The 16,653-nt window shown below is 74.4% G+C and carries 17 protein-coding genes and 1 pseudogene; 12 read left to right on the top strand and 6 right to left on the bottom strand.

Translation table 11 applies throughout. The features are described from left to right. The 3 genes and pseudogenes from E6R62_RS08535 to E6R62_RS08525 all read left to right on the top strand — a co-directional run. The coding region (locus tag E6R62_RS08535) for a cytochrome P450 (RefSeq protein WP_136212698.1) at positions 1-571 on the top strand (571 nt) is incomplete at its 5' end. Beyond that, positions 568-1,467, top strand: coding sequence for an NAD(P)-dependent oxidoreductase (locus E6R62_RS08530; RefSeq protein WP_206308686.1), 900 nt, complete (start codon positions 568-570; stop codon positions 1,465-1,467). The genes E6R62_RS08535 and E6R62_RS08530, both read left to right, overlap by 4 nt. An 88-nt stretch (positions 1,468-1,555) precedes the next feature. Continuing rightward, positions 1,556-1,990: pseudogene (locus E6R62_RS08525) on the top strand (restriction endonuclease); the annotation flags it as partial. A gap of 144 nt (positions 1,991-2,134) precedes the next feature. On the opposite strand, the gene msrB reads toward E6R62_RS08525, so the two are convergent. The 4 genes from msrB to E6R62_RS08505 form a co-directional block, all read right to left on the bottom strand. Continuing rightward, complete coding sequence (gene msrB, locus E6R62_RS08520; protein WP_136212696.1) at positions 2,135-2,542, bottom strand: peptide-methionine (R)-S-oxide reductase MsrB; 408 nt, start codon at positions 2,540-2,542, stop codon at positions 2,135-2,137. A gap of 22 nt (positions 2,543-2,564) precedes the next feature. Continuing rightward, entirely contained in the window at positions 2,565-3,992 is a 1,428-nt protein-coding gene (murC, locus tag E6R62_RS08515; RefSeq protein WP_136212695.1) for a UDP-N-acetylmuramate--L-alanine ligase, read from the bottom strand. A 46-nt stretch (positions 3,993-4,038) separates the two neighbouring features. Then, positions 4,039-4,506, bottom strand: coding sequence for an indole-3-glycerol phosphate synthase (locus E6R62_RS08510; RefSeq protein WP_136212694.1), 468 nt, complete (start codon positions 4,504-4,506; stop codon positions 4,039-4,041). Positions 4,507-4,653: 147 nt separating this feature from the next. Then, positions 4,654-5,427 carry a pyrimidine reductase family protein gene (locus E6R62_RS08505; protein ID WP_136212693.1) on the bottom strand — a complete coding sequence of 258 codons (774 nt, stop codon included), beginning with the start codon at positions 5,425-5,427 and terminating at the stop codon, positions 4,654-4,656. A gap of 36 nt (positions 5,428-5,463) precedes the next feature. On the opposite strand from E6R62_RS08505, the gene zapE reads away from it, so the two are divergent. From zapE to E6R62_RS08480, 5 genes are all read left to right on the top strand, one after another. Beyond that, complete coding sequence (gene zapE / locus E6R62_RS08500) at positions 5,464-6,570, top strand: cell division protein ZapE (RefSeq protein WP_136212692.1); 1,107 nt, start codon at positions 5,464-5,466, stop codon at positions 6,568-6,570. Between the two features lie 86 nt (positions 6,571-6,656). Then, positions 6,657-7,082 carry an OsmC family peroxiredoxin gene (locus tag E6R62_RS08495; protein ID WP_136212691.1) on the top strand — a complete coding sequence of 142 codons (426 nt, stop codon included), beginning with the start codon at positions 6,657-6,659 and terminating at the stop codon, positions 7,080-7,082. 242 nt (positions 7,083-7,324) lie between these two features. Beyond that, entirely contained in the window at positions 7,325-8,674 is a 1,350-nt protein-coding gene (locus E6R62_RS08490) for an alkaline phosphatase PhoX (protein ID WP_136212690.1), read from the top strand. Between the two features lie 72 nt (positions 8,675-8,746). Then, complete coding sequence (locus E6R62_RS08485; protein ID WP_136212689.1) at positions 8,747-9,646, top strand: PPK2 family polyphosphate kinase; 900 nt, start codon at positions 8,747-8,749, stop codon at positions 9,644-9,646. An 18-nt stretch (positions 9,647-9,664) separates the two neighbouring features. After that, a complete protein-coding gene (locus tag E6R62_RS08480) occupies positions 9,665-10,555 on the top strand; it encodes a polysaccharide deacetylase family protein (protein ID WP_240801544.1) in 891 nt (296 codons plus the stop codon). Positions 10,556-10,569: 14 nt separating this feature from the next. Here E6R62_RS08480 and E6R62_RS08475 read toward each other — a convergent pair whose 3' ends face one another. Further along, positions 10,570-10,797: a hypothetical protein gene (locus tag E6R62_RS08475; protein WP_136212688.1), complete on the bottom strand. Its 228-nt coding sequence runs from the start codon at positions 10,795-10,797 to the stop codon at positions 10,570-10,572. A gap of 38 nt (positions 10,798-10,835) precedes the next feature. After that, positions 10,836-11,510, bottom strand: coding sequence for an AIM24 family protein (locus tag E6R62_RS08470; protein ID WP_136212687.1), 675 nt, complete (start codon positions 11,508-11,510; stop codon positions 10,836-10,838). Positions 11,511-11,581: 71 nt separating this feature from the next. Between E6R62_RS08470 and E6R62_RS08465 the strand changes: the two genes are divergently transcribed. The 4 genes from E6R62_RS08465 (at position 11,582) to E6R62_RS08450 (ending at position 16,647) form a co-directional block, all read left to right on the top strand. Then, positions 11,582-12,355: an aminoacyl-tRNA hydrolase gene (locus E6R62_RS08465; RefSeq protein WP_136212686.1), complete on the top strand. Its 774-nt coding sequence runs from the start codon at positions 11,582-11,584 to the stop codon at positions 12,353-12,355. A gap of 130 nt (positions 12,356-12,485) precedes the next feature. Beyond that, on the top strand, positions 12,486-13,838 hold the full coding sequence (locus E6R62_RS08460) for a DUF692 domain-containing protein (RefSeq protein ID WP_136212685.1): 1,353 nt from the start codon (positions 12,486-12,488) through the stop codon (positions 13,836-13,838). After that, a complete protein-coding gene (locus tag E6R62_RS08455) occupies positions 13,835-14,875 on the top strand; it encodes a TIGR04222 domain-containing membrane protein (protein WP_136212684.1) in 1,041 nt (346 codons plus the stop codon). Before E6R62_RS08460 ends, E6R62_RS08455 begins: the two co-directional genes overlap by 4 nt. A 233-nt stretch (positions 14,876-15,108) precedes the next feature. Next, positions 15,109-16,647, top strand: coding sequence for an alpha/beta hydrolase (locus E6R62_RS08450; protein WP_136212723.1), 1,539 nt, complete (start codon positions 15,109-15,111; stop codon positions 16,645-16,647). Positions 16,648-16,653 lie beyond the last annotated feature (6 nt).

The following is a 16,653-nucleotide window of genomic DNA, read 5'->3' as shown; positions in this document are numbered from 1 at the left end:
GCCGCCCCGGCCGGGGGCGCGGGCCGCGGCGGCCCGTACCGCGGCCCGGCTGCGGGAGCTGCTGGGCGGCGGGTCGGACGACGCCCTGGCGGCGATGGCCGCGGTGGCCGCCGTCAACACCACCGTGGCGGCGCTGCCCCGGGCGGTGGCCTGGTGCGCCGACGCCCGCCTGTGGGACCAGGCGGACGATCCGGGGCTGCGGCCCCGGCTGGTGGATGAGCTGTTGCGGGTCACGGCGGCCTCGCCGCTGCTGCCCCGGGTGGCCGCGGCGGACGGTTCGGTCGGGGGTTGCCCGGTGCGCGCCGGGGACCGGCTGCTGCTGTTCGCGCGGCACGCCGCCGAAGCCCACCGGCGTGATCCGGACGCCCGCCGGCCCGCCCCGGCGGGCGTGGCCGCGCTGGTGTTCGGGGCGGGGCCGCACGCGTGTCCCGGGGCGGCACTCGCCCGGGCCCAACTCTTCGACCTGCTCGCGGCGTTGGCCCCGCACCGGCCGGTGGTGACCCGGGCCCGGGTGGACCGGCGGGCGGCCCTGCCGGGGTGGCGCGTCCTGAGGGTGGGGGCGGGCGCGTGAGGCTCCGTATCGCCGTGACCGGCGCGAGTGGCTTCTGTGGCGGGCACGTGGCCCGGGCGGCCGCCGCGAGCGGGGCGGAGGTGGTGTGCGTGGGCCGCCGTCCCGGGCCGGTCGGCTCGCACCGGTACTGGGACGCGGCCCGCGCGGAACCGGACCTGTCGGACACCGACCTGGTGGTGCACTGCGCGGCGGCGGTCGGAGACCCCTCCCCCGGCCCGGCCGCCGAGGCCGCGATGCGGGCGGTGAACGTCGACGGCACCGCCCGGCTGCTGCGGGCAGCGGCCGGGCGCCCGGTGGTCTGGGTGGGCAGCGCCAGCGTCTACGACCCGCGCCGGGACCGCTCCCTGGTGCGCGAGGACCACCCGCGGGCCGGACAGCTCAACGCCTACGGCCGCACGAAGGCGGCGGCCGAGGCCTTGGCGCTGGCCGCCGGTGCGGTGGTACTGCGCCCGAGGGCCGTCTACGGCCCCGGCGACACCCAGTTGCTGCCCCGGCTGCTGTCCCGCGTCCGGGCCGGGACCCTGCTGCTGCCCGGCCCCGACGTACGACTCAGCCTGACGGCGGTGGAGAACCTCGCCGACGCCTGCCTGGCGGCGGCGGGTTGGGCACCGGGCGCGTACAACATCGCGGACGCGCACCCCTACTCCCGCGACGCCGCCGTCGGGGCGGTCCTGCGCGCGCACGGGGTGCGGGCCCGCATCCGGCACCTCCCACCGGGCGTGGCCCTCGCCGCGGCCCGGATCTCGCAGACGCTCTCCCGCGGCGAGCCGGCCCTGAGCCGCTACGCGGTGGACCAACTCGCCCACCCGGTGGTCTTGGACCTCACCCGCGCCCGCTCCCAGGGCTGGACCCCGACCCGCACCCTTACCGACTACCTCACCGCGCGGGAGGGTTGAGCCGCGGCAGGGGAACCGTCGACGCCGCAGGCCCCCTATGCTGCCCGGCGTGACCGTCCAGCGACCCGTCCCCGGGAGTGTGCGCATCGTGACCCGTGACGAACTCCTGAACGTGTTGTCCGGGCTGCGCCTGGCACGGATAGCCGGACAACGTGCCCCGCACAAGCCCCTGCTGGTGCTCTGGCTCCTGGGACGGTTCGCCGCTACGGGCAGTACGTCGGTCACCTACGCCGACCTGGAGGAACCCGTCAGTGGACTGATCAACGAGTTCGGGCCCGACGTGACGAGCCAGGCCCGGGCGCGGGAGCGGGCCGCGATGCCCTTCGTACACCTGGAGCGGACGCTGTGGGACCCGCGCGACAGCGACGGCCGGCCCATCGCTTCGGACGCCCCTGAGCGGGGCAACCGGCTGCGGGCCCAGGGCGCCCGCGGGCGGTTGCGGCCCGAGGTGGAGACCCTGCTCGCCGACCCGGGCACGCTCGCGGACGCGGCCCGCCTCCTGCTGGAGCGGTACTTCGACCCCACCCAGGCGGGGCGCGTCGGCGGCGCCGTCGGATGGGACCTGACGGCGCCGGCCGGGACGGTGTCCGCGCCTGCCCGACCGGCGTGACCACAGGGCCGGCCCTGTGGTCCCCCGGCGGGAGCCGGGGGGGCAGCACTCGGGCGGTCAGCCCTCCGTCGGGGTCAGGCGGAGGGAGATCGAGTTGATGCAGTACCGCTGGTCGGTGGGGGTCGGGTAGCCCTCGCCCTCGAAGACGTGGCCCAGGTGGGAGCCGCACTTCGCGCAGCGGACCTCGGTACGGACCATGCCGTGCGAGGTGTCCGCGATGAGTTCGACGGCGTCGCTGTCCTTCGGGTCGTAGAAGGACGGCCAGCCGCAGTGCGACTCGAACTTCGTGTCGGAGCGGAACAGCTCGGAGCCGCACGCCCGACAGGAGTAGACGCCTTCCGTCTTGGTGTCCGTGTACTCACCCCGGAAGGCCGGTTCGGTGCCCGCGAGGCGCAGCACCCGGTACTCGGACGGGGTCAGCTCCGCCTGCCACTGCTCGTCCGTCTTCTCGACCTCGTACGCCATGACGTTCCCGCTCCTCTGGCTCTCAGCCCGACAGGCGGGCGAGGATCTGCGGTCCCAGATCCGTGACGTCGCCCGCGCCCATGGTGAGAACGAGATCACCGGGCTTCGCCATTCCCGCGATGACGTCGGCGACGGCGTCCTTGTCGTGCTCGGCGGCGACGTCGGCGCCCGCCGTCCGGGCCGCTTCGATGATGATCTCGCTGGTGACGCCGGGGAGGGGGTCCTCGCGGGCCGGGTAGATGTCCAGGACCACGGAGGCGTCGGCCAGGGCCAGGGCCAGGCCCATCTCCTTGCCGAGTTCCTGCGTGCGCGAGAAGAGGTGGGGCTGGAAGACGACGAGGATGCGGGAGTCTCCCCCTACGCCTTCGGCGTGGGAGGTGCCCCCACGGACGGCGCCCCGGATGGCCTCCAGGTCGGCGGTCATCTCGGTGGGGTGGTGCGCGTAGGAGTCGATGACCTGCACGCCCGCGGCCTCGCCCTTGAGCTGGAGGCGGCGCTTGACGCCGGTGTACTTGCCGAGGGCGGAGGCGAGGTTGTGGGCCGGGATGCCGAGCGCGACTCCGGCGGCGAGCGCCGCGACGGCGTTGTGCGCGTAGTGGCGGCCGGGCACGGAGACGGTGAAGGTGAGCATCCGGGAGTCCAGGACCACCGTGACCTCGCTGGTCAGCCCGCGCGGGGTGATCTTCGTGATCCGGACGTCGGCGTCGGCTTCCTCGCCGTACGTGACGACCCGCAGTCCCTCGCGCCCGGCGACGCGGGCGGCGATCTCGGCCGCACCGGCCTGGCCGTGGGCGACGACCAGGGTGCCGCCGGGGACGACCTTCGAGACGAACGTCTCGAAGGACTCGTAGATCTCCTCCATCGACGCGTAGTTCGCGTGGTGGTCGAGCTCCGCGTTGAGGATGATCGCGACCTGCGGGGCGTACTTGTGGAAGCTGCGGTCGCTCTCGTCCGCCTCGGCCACGAAGATGTCGCCCTCGCCGTGGTGGGCGTTGGAACCCGGGGCGTCCAGGTCGCCGCCGATGGCGTAGGAGGGGTCCAGGCCCAGGGCCGAGAGGGACACCGCCAGCATCGAGGTGGTGGTGGTCTTGCCGTGCGTGCCCGCGACGGCGATCGGCCGCAGGCCGTCCATCAGGCCGGCGAGGGCGTCGGAGCGGTGCACGACCGGGATGCCGAGTTCGGCGGCGCGGGCCAGCTCGGGGTTGTCGGCGCGGATGGCGCTGGAGACGACCACGCAGGTGGAGTCGTCCGCGAGGTGGCCGGCGGCGTGCCCGATGTGCACCGTGACGCCGTGGGCGCGCAGCGCCTGGGCGGTCTCGGAGTCACGGGCGTCGCTGCCGGCCACCCGCCCGCCGCGCTGGGCGAGGATCTTCGCGATGCCGGACATGCCGGCTCCGCCGATGCCGATGAAGTGGGGCCGTTCCATGGCGGTCGGCAGGCCGGGCTTCATTCAGGTCGCTCCAGGTATCGATTGCTAGGGGTGAGCCGGGGCCAGCCTATTCGTTGTGGGCGAAGAGCTTGAGCACCGGAACGCCGACCTTGTGCCGCGCGCGGGAGGCCCAGTCCCGGTGGAAGAACTCCTCGACGAAGTGCGGGGCCGTCAAGACGATCACCTCATCGGCCGCGGTCTCGTCCACGACGGCCTTGAGCCGGTCGAGCGGGTGGTCCTCGACGAGCTGCCCCACGGCCTTGGCGCCCTTTCTGCGCAGGGCTTCCAGCGAGTGTTCGAGGGCCTGGGCGGCGGGGCGGCGGGCGGCGGCGCCCTCCGGTTCGTCGCCCTCGTGGAGGGCCTCGGGGAGCTCACCCAGCGCCACGTCGTCGATCGCGCGCAACAGCCTGTCCTGGTCACCCCTCGGTTGCATGAGGACGACGAACGAGACCTCGTCGTCTCCGTGCAGGGTGGTGACGAAGTCCACGTCCACCGGGGTCAGCGGCTGCTCGATCATCAATACGCTCGTGAACACGGACGCCCTCTCCTTCATGGGCCGAGGCCGGTGGGCCGGCCTCTGCGGAAACCATCCTGCCCCGCTCTCGCGCGGGCTTGCGCGGATATCTCTGCCCAGGTATGTGCCCAGCGGAAGCAAAGCGGAACGACGAATTCCGCCCCTTGTTCAGATTCGACGGTAACTGGTGAAGAGGAAGCCGGCCTCCTCCAGCACACCGGCCGCCGCGAGCCGGTGCGGAACCGTGACGGAGGGGCCTCCGGCGATGCGCTGGGCGTCCCCCGCCGTGAGCATCGGGGAGATCGTCAGGCACAGCTCGTCCAGCACGTCGGCGGCCACGAACTGCCCCAGCAGCCGGGGGCCGCCCTCGGTGAGCTGACGACGCAGCCCGCGCGCGGCGAGTTCCCGCACCACCCGTACGGGGTCCACGACCGCCCCGTCGCCCGCGATGACCACCTGCGCCCCGGCCCCGGTCGCCTCCGCCACCCGTTCGGCGGGCGCGGCGGCGCCGGTCAGGACCAGCGTCGGTACCAGGGGGGAGGTGAACAGGGGCAGGGAGAAGTCCAGGTCCATGCTCGCGGTGATCACCGCGATGGCGGCCGCGGGACCCTGGCCCGAGGCGCTGCGGCGCTCCGCGAACGCCTGCCGGGCCCGAGCCGGGCGGTACCCCTCCTGGCGAACCGTTTCCGCGCCCACGACGATCACGTCCGCCAGGGCGCGCAGGGTGCCGAAGATCTGCATGTCGGTCTCGCTGGAGATGGGCTGGGAGCGGCCGTCGTGCTGGGCGGCCCCGTCCAGGGTGGAGACCATGTTGGCCCGCAGCCAGTGGCCGTCGGGGCCGAGCTCGGGATACGCGTAGGCCTCCGCGAGCTCGTCCGGCGACCACGGGCGGTCGCTCCGGTCTGCTGATGTCTGATCGGTCACAGGGAACAGGCGTCGCATCGTCGCAGTGTGCCACGGCCCGTAGAGTTAAGGGCTGTGTCAACCTCTCTCACGACCTCTGGTCAGGCCTCCGGGCGGCAGCCGACAGCCGACGCGGGCCCCCAGGCCCTGTGCGCCCGGGCCCCCCGCGTGCCCGCCGAACGACTGGTCGCCGAGATGGTGCCGCCGCCGCGTTTCGACTCGGTGCGCTTCGAGACCTACGAGCCCGACCCCACCCAGCCCAGCCAGCGCGAGGCCGTCACCGTGCTGAGCGCCTTCGCCGCCGGTCTCGGCGGGGCGCACGCCGCCGGCGCCGGCAAGCGCAAGTGGTTCCAAAAGAAGGCGCCCGCCCCGGCCGCCGCCCCGCGCGGGGTCTACCTCGACGGCGGCTACGGCGTCGGCAAGACGCACCTGCTGGCGTCCCTGTGGCACGCCACCCCGGCCGAGCCCGCGCTGAAGGCCTTCGGGACGTTCGTGGAGCTGACCAACCTGGTCGGCGCGCTCGGCTTCCAGCAGACCGTGCAGACCCTGGGCGGCCACCGGCTGCTGTGCATCGACGAGTTCGAACTGGACGACCCGGGCGACACCGTGCTGGTGTCCTCACTGCTCAGCCGGCTCGTCGAGCAGGGCGTGGCACTGGCCGCGACCTCCAACACGCTGCCCGGCAAGCTCGGCGAGGGCCGGTTCGCCGCCGCCGACTTCCTGCGGGAGATCCAGGGCTTGTCCGCGCACTTCCGGCCGTTGCGGATCGACGGCCAGGACTACCGGCACCGGGGACTGCCCGAGGCCCCGGCGCCGTTCTCCGACGAGCAGGTCACCAAGGCCGCGTACGCGACGCCCGGCGCGAGCCTGGACGACTTCCCGGGGCTGCTGGAGCACCTGGCCCAGGTGCACCCGAGCCGCTACGGAGCGCTGACCGACGGCATATCCGCGGTGTGCCTGACGGATGTCGGTGCCGTCCCGGACCAGTCGACGGCGCTGCGACTGGTGGTCCTCGCCGACCGGTTGTACGACCGCGAGATACCGGTCCTCGCCTCCGGCGTGCCGTTCGACCGCCTGTTCAGCGACGAGATGCTGGGCGGGGGCTATCGCAAGAAGTACTTCCGCGCCATATCGCGGCTCACCGCCCTGGCACGCGACGCGAAGGGGCTGGTGGCCCAGTAGGTTGGGTCGCGCCGGGCCGTTCGCGCGTACGGATCGTCACGCGTACGTCCGGTTCGGTCGTTTCCACTTCTGCGAAGGGATCCACCATGGCCACCACGCGTACCGCGCACACCGACTGGCAGGGCAACCTCCTCAAGGGCTCGGGTGTCGTCACCCTCGACTCCTCGGGCCGGGGTTCGTTCGACGTCTCCTGGCCCTCGCGCGCCGAGGCCGCGAACGGCAAGACCAGCCCGGAAGAGCTGATCGCCGCCGCCCACTCCAGCTGCTACTCGATGGCCCTCTCGCACGGCCTCGACGGCGCCGGCACCCCGCCCACCCGGGTGGAGACCAAGGCGGACGTGACGTTCCAGCCCGGTGAGGGCATCACCGGCATCCACCTGACGGTGCGCGCCGAGGTCCCCGGTCTGGACGCCGACGCCTTCGCGGCCGCCGCCGAGGACGCTAAGAAGAACTGCCCGGTGAGCCAGGCCCTGACGGGTACGACGATCACCCTGAGCGCCGAACTGATCTGACGCCGACCCGGCTCCGGACGCGGCCGGTCGCCTCGGTGGCGGACGCCGCCCCGCCGACCGGCCGCGCGGGCTCCCGCCCCGGCCGCGCGGGCCCCGGGCCGATCGCGACGGCGTCGGGCCCATCGTCGCCCGTCCGGCGCCACCCGCGGGGGTGACCACTCGGCGCGGGGCACCGGACGGGGCGGAGTCGGCGTGGTACCACGGCCCGGTCGCTTGGTCCGCCCCGCAGCCGGGAGTCGCCGATGTCCGTCACCCGACGCAGCCTGCTCGCCGCGGCCGGCATCACCTTCAGCGGGGCGCTCGGCGCGCTGTTCGGCGGAGCGGCGGGCGCCACCCCGGTCCGCCGGGGGTACGGGCCGCTCGTCCCCGACCCGGACGGGCTGCTGGACCTGCCGGTGGGGTTCTCCTACCGGGTGCTCTCCCGCGCCGGGACGCCGCTGCGCTCCGGCGGGGGCCTGGTGCCGGGCAACTGCGACGGCATGGCCGCCTTCGGCGCGGGGCCGCGCGGCGGCGTACGTCTGGTCCGCAACCACGAGAACCGCGCCACGGCCGCCCTGCGCGTCCCCGCCGTCGACGGCCTGACCTACGACCCGGGCGCCCTGGGCGGCTGCACGGTCCTCACCGTGGACCCGGCCGGGGACCTCACCGCCGAGCGCGTCGCCCTCGCCGGGACGGCCGTCAACTGCGCGGGCGGGCGGACCCCGTGGAACACGTGGCTGAGCTGCGAGGAGACCGAGGACCGGGCGGGGACGGACGGGTACGCACGGGACCACGGGTACGTCTTCGAGGTCGACCCGGCCGACCCCCTCCGCTCCGGCGCCGTCCCGCTCACCGCGATGGGCCGCTTCGCGCACGAGGCCGTCGCCGTGGACCCGTACACCGGGGTCGTCTACGAGACCGAGGACGCGTTCGTCGAGCCGTTCGGGCTCTTCTACCGGTTCCTGCCCGCCCGACCCCTCGGCGGCCTCGGCTCCCTGCGGGCGGGCGGCGCCCTCCAGGCGCTGCGGGTGCCCGGCGTGCGGGACCTGTCCGTCGTGGACGAGCCGGGGGCCGAGTTCCCGGTGGAGTGGGTCCCCGTGCCGGACCCCTCGGCGGCCGGGACGGCCGTCCGCTTCCAGGACTTCGGCCGGGGCGGGATCACCCACGCCCAGAAACTGGAGGGCTGCTACTGGGGCGGGACCGGCGTCCACTTCGTCTCCAGCTACGCCCGCAGCCGCGAGGGAGCGGCCGCCGACCACCACGGGCAGGTCTGGTTCTACGATCCGCGCCGCGCCCGGTTGCGCCTGGGCGTGGTGTTCGGGCCGTCCACCGACATCACCCTGCCCGGGGACTGCCCCGACAACATCTGCCCGGCCCCGGACGGCGGTCTGATGGTGTGCGAGGACGGTGGCGGCGACCAGTACGTCTTCGGCGTGACCCTGGACGGCGAGGTGTACCCGGTGGCCCGCAACGCGGAGGACATCGGCAAGCCCGGCGCCCCGCAACGGGCCGAGTTCGCCGGGGTCACCTTCTCCCCCGGAGCCCGGACGCTGTACGTCAACGCCTACACCCCCGGGACCACCTTCGCGGTGACGGGACCCTGGAACCACTGAGGCGCCCCACCGTGCGCCGCCGCCCCCGATGTCGGATGATCGGACGAAGTCGACTGATCGGGGTGGACGGCGATGGCGAAGAAGGACGGGGCGAAGCGCGCCGCGGAGAAGGACCGGCAGGGCAAGAAGACGGGGAAGTCCTCCCTGCGCGCGCTGCTGCGCGTCCCGCCCGGCCGGGTCGACCTCGGCGCCGTCGACCCGTCCTCGACCCCGGGCGGCCCGTCCCGCAAGGCGGACGGGGTGGCCGACACCGCGAGGATGGCCGATCCGCTCGCCTCGCTCCAGGAACGGCTGTACGCGGCGAGCACCGCGGGTGACCGGCGCCGGGTCCTGCTCGTGCTCCAGGGCATGGACACCAGCGGCAAGGGCGGCACGGTCAAGCACGTGATCGGCTTCCTCAATCCCTCGGGCTGCCGCGTCCGGGCCTTCAAGGCGCCCACCCCCGAGGAGCGGAGCCATCCGTTCCTGTGGCGGGTCACGAAGGCCCTCCCCCGGCCCGGCGAGTTCGGCATCTTCGACCGCTCGCACTACGAGGACGTCCTGGTCGCCCGCGTCCGCGCGTTGGTTCCCCGCCCCGAGCTGAACCGGCGCTACGACGAGATCAACCGCTTCGAGGAGTCGCTCGCCGAGGACGGCGTCACCGTCGTGAAGGCCTTCCTCCACATCTCCTACGAGGAGCAGCGCGAACGGCTGCTGGCCCGGCTCGACAACCCGTCCAAGCACTGGAAGTTCAGCCCGGGCGACATCGACGACCGGGCACTGTGGCCGGCGTACCAGCGCGCCTACGAGGTGGCGCTGGAGCGCTGCGCCTCGGACGCCGCGCCCTGGTACGTGGTGCCCGCCGACCGCAAGTGGTATCGCAACTGGGCCATCGGCAGGCTCCTGACGGAGCATCTGGAGGACATGGACCCGCGCTATCCGAGTGCTGATTTCGACGTAGACGAGTGCCGCGCGCGTCTACTTGCCACATAGTCGGATATTTTGCCTGGCGTGACCCTCTCCGTAGCAGTGCGCAATGCCGCGGCCGTGGCCGCCCTCGGTGCCGCCCTCGCCGGTTGCGGGGGCGGCACCGGCTCGCCGAAGCCCGCGAACCAGGCCCGGACGGGCACCTCGGCGGCGCCCGCGCCCGCCTCGCCGTCCGCCACCCCCTCGGGCTCGCCGAAGGCCGGCGCGCCGGCCGCGGTCGCGGTCCTGCCACCCGGTCCGAACGGCCTGACACCCGTCTTCGAACGGGCGAAGCAGCGGACCGACAAGACCGTGGCCCTGACGTTCGACGCGGACATGACCTCCGATCAGGGCCCGCGCGCCGCCTCGGGGGAACGCTTCGACAACCCGCAGCTGATCTCCTCGCTGCGCGCCCTCAAGGTGCCGGCCACGATCTTCATGACCGGCCGCTGGGCGGAGGAGTACCCCGACCAGGCGAAGGCCATCGGCAGCGATCCCAACTTCGAGATCGCCAACCACTCGTACAGCCACCACGCCTTCAAGTCCCCCTGCTACGGGCTCCCCGCGCTCGACGCCGCCGCCGCGAAGGCCGACGTGGACCGGGCGTTCGCCGCCTTCCGGACGGCGGGCGCGGTCAACACCGTCCCCTACTTCCGCTTCCCCGGCGGGTGCTACGACGACCAGGCCCTACGGGCGCTGTCCCCGGCCAGGGTGACGGCCGTGCAATGGGACGTCGTCAGCGGCGACGCCTTCGCCAAGGACCCCGAGGCGGTGGCCGAGCAGGTGCTGAGCGGGGTGAAGCCGGGCTCGGTCGTGGTCATGCACTGCACGCGCAGCGCCGCGCCGGTCACCGAGGAGGCCGTCCGCAAGGTCGTCCCCGAGCTGCGCAAGCGCGGCTACCGCTTCGTGAAGGTCTCCGACCTGATCGGGAAGTAGGCGGCGGGACGGGTCTATCCCGAACAGGCGGAGCGCTGCGCGTCCTGCCACTCGCACACCGGGCACAGCACCACGCCGGGGGTGGCGACCCCGTACTCGGTGGGCTTGCCGCACTCCACGCAGTCGGCGTACGGCGGCCCGTCCACCCGCCCGGCGGGCGCGGCCGGGGCGGGGCAGTAGGAGGCGTCGCGCCCCTCGTCCCGTTCTTCGTTCCGCTGTTCGTTCCGCTGTTCACGGTCCATACGGACGAGGGTACGCACCTCGTCCGCAAGGGGGCCGTTCAGTGGGCCGCGGGCGCCTCGGTGACCTCGCTGGGGCGGACGATGACGAAGCCCTCGCCGCTGAGTTCGAGTTGGACGGCCTCCCCGGAGCCGCCGCGGATCATCGACCCGATCGACTGGGAGCGGTGCAGTCCGGTCTCCAGGGAGGCGCTCCATCCGACGACCGCGTCCGTGTCCACGTAGACCGGCGCCTGTGCGGTGACCGGGATGACGATCGGGTTGCCGTCGCAGATCACCGCGAGCTTGCCGGTACCGGTGAACAGGCTGTTGAACAGGCCTCCGCCGGTCATGCCCGCGCCCTTGACCATCCTGATCTCGTAGGACAGCGACGGGTCGAAGCACAGCACGTTGCGTCCGTTGATGGTCAGGGCGTCACCGGGCTCGAACTCCACGATGAAGCAGTTCGCGGCCTGGTGGGCGAACCAGGCCTCGCCCTGACCGCGCACCGACATCAGGGCCAGGCCCTCACCGGTCACGGCGCGCTTGAGCATGCCGCCTATGCCCTGCCCCTTGCGCTCGAACCGGAGGTTGCCGCGGAAGGCGACCATCGAGCCCTGGCGGGCCAGCATCTCCCCGTTGACGGTGTACTTGACGGACTTGGCGTTCTGGAGGGTCATGCCGGGTACGGCGGATGACCGGACCAGGTTCTCGGACGCGAAAAGATCACTCTTCATGGGCTCGATCCTCGCCCGGACGCCACCCCTGCGGCATCCCCCTGAAGTCGGAGGCCGGCAGACTGGGTCGGATGAGCACCGAGGACACCCAGGCCCGCCCGGACACCGCCCCCGCACCGGCCGTGGGGGCCGACAGCCCGTTCCGCAAGGAGCACGCCACCCGCGACGAGGCCCCCCAGTTCGTGCTGCCGCTGGTCGTGCGGATCGAGAAGACCTCGCCGCCGGCCAGGACCGACGCGTTGGAGACGGCGGCCCGCGCGGTGCTGGTGCTGCTGACGGACGAGCGCTCGCACGGCGACGGCGAGTGGGCCGCGGCCGTCCGGGACTGGCAGGACGCGCGTATCCGCAAGGTGGTCCGGCGGGCCCGCGGGGCGGAATGGCGCAAGGCCGGGACCCTGCCCGGGGTCACGGTCCACGGCGACGGCCCCTCGGGGGCGGACACCGAGGTACGGGTCTTCCCGCCGGTGCCGCTCGACGGCTGGCCGAAGGAGTTGGCCAAGCTCCAGGTGTCGGGCACCGACCTCGACGACCCCGAGCCGGTCGCCCCGGCGGCGCCCGGGGTGCCGGTGCTGTGGCTCAACCCCGACCTCGACATGTCGGCCGGCAAGGCGATGGCCCAGGCCGGGCACGCGGCGCAGTTGGCGTGGTGGGAGCTGACCCCGGCGGAGCGCGGCGCGTGGCGGGACTCCGGTTTCCGACTGGCCGTACGGACGGCTCCGCGCGAGCGGTGGGCGGAGCTGAGCGCGAGCGGGCTGCCGGTGGTGCGGGACGCGGGGTTCACGGAGATCGCGCCCGGGTCCTGCACGGTGGTCTCGGACCACCCGGCGCTCCGGGCCCGGCTGTAGGTCCGCCGGCGCGGGGCCGGTCCGCGGCGGAACCTCAAATGTTGCTCTGAACGTCCCCTCCGGCGGGTTGGCGGGACCGCGCCGGGGCCATCACACCGGCGAACGGACCGATGGAAGGGGGGCGGGGGACATGAAGCCCATGGCACACCTGGGGGTGGGCATCGGCTGGCGGCCGGAGATCGCGGAAGCGGTGGAACGGCTGCCCGGCCTGGACTGGGTCGAGGTGGTGGCGGAGAACATCTGCCCCGGCCACCTGCCCGACCCGCTGACGCGGCTGCTGGAGCGCGGCGTCCGCGTCATCCCGCACGGGGTCTCCTTGGGCCTCGGCGGCGCCGACCGGCCGGACTCCGGGAAGCTGGCCGCGCTCGGTGAGCGGGCGGTGGCGCTGGGCGCGCCGCTGGTCACCGAGCACATCGCCTTCGTACGCACCTCCTCGCCGGTGCTGGAAGCGGGGCACCTGCTGCCGGTGCCACGCACCCGCGACGCGTTGGACGTGCTCTGCGAGAACGTCCGCATCGCGCAGGCCGCGCTGCCCGTTCCGCTGGCGCTGGAGAACATCGCCGCGCTGTTCCCGTGGCCCGGGGACGAGCTGTCGGAGGCGCGGTTCCTGACGGAGTTGGTGGAGCGGACCGGGGTGCGGCTGCTCATCGACGTGGCGAACCTCCACACCAACCGGGTGAACCGGGGCGAGGACCCGGCCGCGGTGCTGGACGCGATCCCGCCGGCGGCGCTGGCGTACGTGCACGTCGCGGGGGGCGTGGAGCGGGACGGGGTGTGGCACGACACGCACGCGCACCCCGTGTCGGGGGAGGTGCTGGACGTACTGGCGCGGTTGCGGGAGCGGATGGAGCCCGCCGGGGTGTTGCTGGAGCGGGACGACGACTTCCCGCCGGAGCGCGAACTGGAGGCGGAACTCCGGGCGATCCGCGCGGTGCTGGCTGCCCGCCCGGCCTCGCCCGCACCGGGACGGCGCACCGCGCCTGCCGGGACCACCGCCCCGGACGCGGACGCGGTCACGGACGCGGCCGCCCTCACGGACGCGGCCGCCGTGACGGACGCCGACACCGTGACGGACGCGGTCCGGACCCGGCTCGGGCTCCGGCAGGCGGCGCTGCTGTCGGCGCTGGTCGCGAGCACTCCCGTACCGGAGGGCTTCGACCGGCAGCGCATCCGCATCCAGGCCCGCGCGCTGGCCGCCAAGCGGGCTTCGGTGGTGGCCAGGTCTGCGCCCGAGCTGCCCGAGATCCTGGGCGGGCAGGACGCGTACCGCACCGCGTTCCTCGGGTACGCCCGAGGCCGCCCGATGACCGCCGGATACCGCCGCGACGCCCTGGACTTCGCCGAGCACCTGCTGATCCGTGACCTCCCGGCCGACCGGGACTCCCGCCGCCGGCTCACCGCCTGGTGGCGGGAGCGGGCCGGGGCGCGCCCGCCGCGCCGGATCGCGCGCTGGGCGCGGGCTCTGGTGGGGAGGGCGGCGTGAACCTCCTCGCCCTCGCGGTCTGGCTCGCCGTGGCCACTTCCACCGTACTGCTCTTCCGCGGCCCGCGCGGGCGGCGTTCCGCCTCGTCCGGCTCGGCGCCGTACCTGCATGATCTGTCCGAGGCCGCGTTCCTGGCGGGTGGGCCGGGGGCGGTCGTGGACACCGCGCTCGTCTCCATGCTCTGTGACGGCCGGCTGGTGGTCGGCGGCCCGGGCATCGTGCACGCCCGGCCCGGGGTACGGGCCGCCGACGTCGGCGAGCGGGCCGTGCTCCAAGCCCTGCGGGAGGCGCCCTCGGGGTGGTTGTACCAGGTGCGTTACGCGGCCATGGTCGACCCGTCCGTACAGGAGACCGGGGACGCGCTGGCCGACCGGGGACTGATCACCGTGCCCGGTTCGGGGCGGGGGCGGCGCCGTTGGGGGCTGGCGCAGGCGGTGTTGTGCGTGCTGATGGTGCCGGTGTCGCTGGTGCTCACCTTCGTGGCGTGGGATTCGGACTCCGGCTTCCAGGTGCCGTTCGTCACCGAGGTGTTGCCCGCGCTGGTGGCCGGCGTCGCGTTCGGGGTCGTCGGCGCCCGCCGGGCCCGGCAGCGGATCACCCCGGCGGGACGCGAGGCGCTCGGCGCGATGCGGGCCCGGTACGCGATCGACCGGACCCCGCGCGTCCGGACGGCCCTGTTCGGGCTGCGCGGTCTGCGGGACCCGTACCTGCGGCAGCAGCTGGTACCGGCCGCCCGCGGTACCCGCCTGGCCGCGGCCCAGTCGGGCCCCCGGCAGAGCGGCGGCGGTTCCGGCTCGTCCGTGTCGGCCGCCGACGTGGCGCCGCTCGTGTGGTGCGCGGCGACCGACGGGGCGGGCTCCGGCTCCTCGTGCGGGGGCGCCGGTTCGAGCTGCGGGGGCGCCGGCTCCGGTTGTTCCGCCGGCTCCGGCTGCTCGTCGGGGTCAAGCTGTTCGTCCGGCTCCAGTTGCTCGTCCGGCTCCAGTTGCTCGTCCGGGTCGAGCTGTTCCTCCGGTTCCAGCTGCTCCAGCAGCTCCTGACCGGATGCCAGGCGGCGCGCGCTGAGGCAAAGGGGGGAGCTGGGGCGACACCCGGGTCGGGGTGCTGTACACGGGGCGGCCGGACGGCATCTCATCGGACCAGCCGATGAGATGCGAGGTCCCCCATGCGGAGGAAGCCCACACGCCGCACGGCCACGGCGGCGGTCCTCTGCCTCGCCCTGGCCGGTCCCGTCCCCGCCCGGGCCGCCGGCGGGGAATCCGAATCCGACCGGATGGTCGAGGCGGCCGAGGCGGCCGGGGCCGAACGCGTCGCCCGCGATACCCCGCCGCTCACCTTCGGGCCCTGCACCGCCGCCGAGTCGCTGCCGGACCCCGTCCGGTGCGCAACGTTGCGCGTCCCGCTCGACTACGCCCGCCCGGGCGGCCCCCGGATCTCCCTCACCGTGAGTCGGGTCCCGGCCACCGGGCGCGGCGGGGCGGCGCGGCAGGGCGCCCTCGTCTACAACCCGGGCGGACCCGGTGCCTCGGGGATGGGCTTCCCGCTCTTCGGCGCCCTCCCCGCCTGGGAGCGCGTCGCCGCCGCCTACGACCTCGTCGGCTACGCCCCGCGCGGGGTCGGCCGCTCCGCCGCCCTGTCCTGTCAGGACCCGGCCGCCCGCGCCGAGGCGCCCACCCAGGTCCCGGCCGAGCCCTCGGCCGCGTACAAGAGGCGCTGGCTCGCCGCCGCCCGCGCCTACGCGCTCGGTTGCGCGCGGCGGGCCGGCGCCGCGCTGCCGTACTACACGACCCTCGACAACGTCCGGGACCTGTACGTGCTCCGCGCCGCGCTCGGCGAGTCGCGGCTGAACTTCGTGGGGGCCTCGTACGGCAGCTACCTGGGGGCCGTGTACGCCACCCTCTACCCGGACCGGCTGCGGCGGATGGTCTTCGACTCGGCGGTCGACCCGGACCCGCGCCGCGTCTGGTACCGGAACAACCTCGACCAGGGCCCCGGCTTCGAGCGCCGCTGGTACGACTTCCGCGCCTGGGTCGCCCGCCACCACGCCGCGTACGGTCTCGGCGCGACCCCGGAGGCCGTGCTGGGTGCCTACGAACGCGTCCGGGAAGCGGTGGCGCGCACCCCCGCCGGCGGGGTGGTGGGAACGGGCGAACTCCACGCCGCCTTCCTCCAGACCGCGTACTACGACGACGTCTGGCCGGACCGGGCACGGGCGCTGGCCGCCTTCCTGCGGGGCGACCCGGGCCCGCTGACGGAGCAGGCGGCGCCGGACCCGGCGCGCGCCGTCGCCGCGGAGAACGCGACGGCCGTCTACACGGCGGTGCTGTGCAACGACGCCCCCTGGCCGACCGATTGGGACACCTGGGAGCGGGACAACACGGAGGTGGCGCGCCGGGCGCCCTTCGAGACCTGGGCCAACGCGTTCCTCAACCTGCCCTGCGCGTCCTGGCCGGTGCGGGGGCGGCGACGTCCGGTGGATGTCGGGGCCCGGCGGCCGTCGCTCCCCCGCACCCTGATCGTGGCGGCGGAACGGGACGGGGCCACCCCCTACCCGGGGGCGCTGGAGCTCCGGCGGCGGCTCGGGCCGTCGGCCGCGCTGGTCACGGAGGAGGGGGCGGGGACGCACGGGGTGGTCGGCGGTCTCAACGACTGCGTCGACCGGCACGTGGAGCGGTACTTGCTGACGGGCGGCACCCCGGGGCGGGGTGTCGCGTGCGCGCCGCATCCGGAGCCCGCACCGGTGTCGCTGGACGAGCGGGCGGCCCAGGTCCCGGGGAATGCTCCCAGGGCACTGTCGCCGCCGGTCGTCTGAACTTCC

Source organism: Streptomyces sp. A1136 (genome assembly GCF_004795055.1).
Taxonomy (GTDB): domain Bacteria; phylum Actinomycetota; class Actinomycetes; order Streptomycetales; family Streptomycetaceae; genus Streptomyces.
This window is presented reverse-complemented; position numbering and strand designations above follow the sequence as displayed.

What these genes read in the sequence shown, in the direction of transcription:
- msrB (WP_136212696.1), bottom strand. Translation starts at nt 2,542, where the DNA reads ATGGCGTACGAGGTCGAGAAGACGGACGAGCAGTGGCAGGCGGAGCTG.
- murC (WP_136212695.1), bottom strand. Translation starts at nt 3,992, where the DNA reads ATGAAGCCCGGCCTGCCGACCGCCATGGAACGGCCCCACTTCATCGGC.
- E6R62_RS08505 (WP_136212693.1), bottom strand. Translation starts at nt 5,427, where the DNA reads ATGCGACGCCTGTTCCCTGTGACCGATCAGACATCAGCAGACCGGAGC.
- E6R62_RS08495 (WP_136212691.1), top strand. Translation starts at nt 6,657, where the DNA reads ATGGCCACCACGCGTACCGCGCACACCGACTGGCAGGGCAACCTCCTC.
- E6R62_RS08490 (WP_136212690.1), top strand. Translation starts at nt 7,325, where the DNA reads ATGTCCGTCACCCGACGCAGCCTGCTCGCCGCGGCCGGCATCACCTTC.
- E6R62_RS08485 (WP_136212689.1), top strand. Translation starts at nt 8,747, where the DNA reads ATGGCGAAGAAGGACGGGGCGAAGCGCGCCGCGGAGAAGGACCGGCAG.
- E6R62_RS08475 (WP_136212688.1), bottom strand. Translation starts at nt 10,797, where the DNA reads ATGGACCGTGAACAGCGGAACGAACAGCGGAACGAAGAACGGGACGAG.
- E6R62_RS08470 (WP_136212687.1), bottom strand. Translation starts at nt 11,510, where the DNA reads ATGAAGAGTGATCTTTTCGCGTCCGAGAACCTGGTCCGGTCATCCGCC.
- E6R62_RS08465 (WP_136212686.1), top strand. Translation starts at nt 11,582, where the DNA reads ATGAGCACCGAGGACACCCAGGCCCGCCCGGACACCGCCCCCGCACCG.
- E6R62_RS08460 (WP_136212685.1), top strand. Translation starts at nt 12,486, where the DNA reads ATGAAGCCCATGGCACACCTGGGGGTGGGCATCGGCTGGCGGCCGGAG.
- E6R62_RS08450 (WP_136212723.1), top strand. Translation starts at nt 15,109, where the DNA reads ATGGTCGAGGCGGCCGAGGCGGCCGGGGCCGAACGCGTCGCCCGCGAT.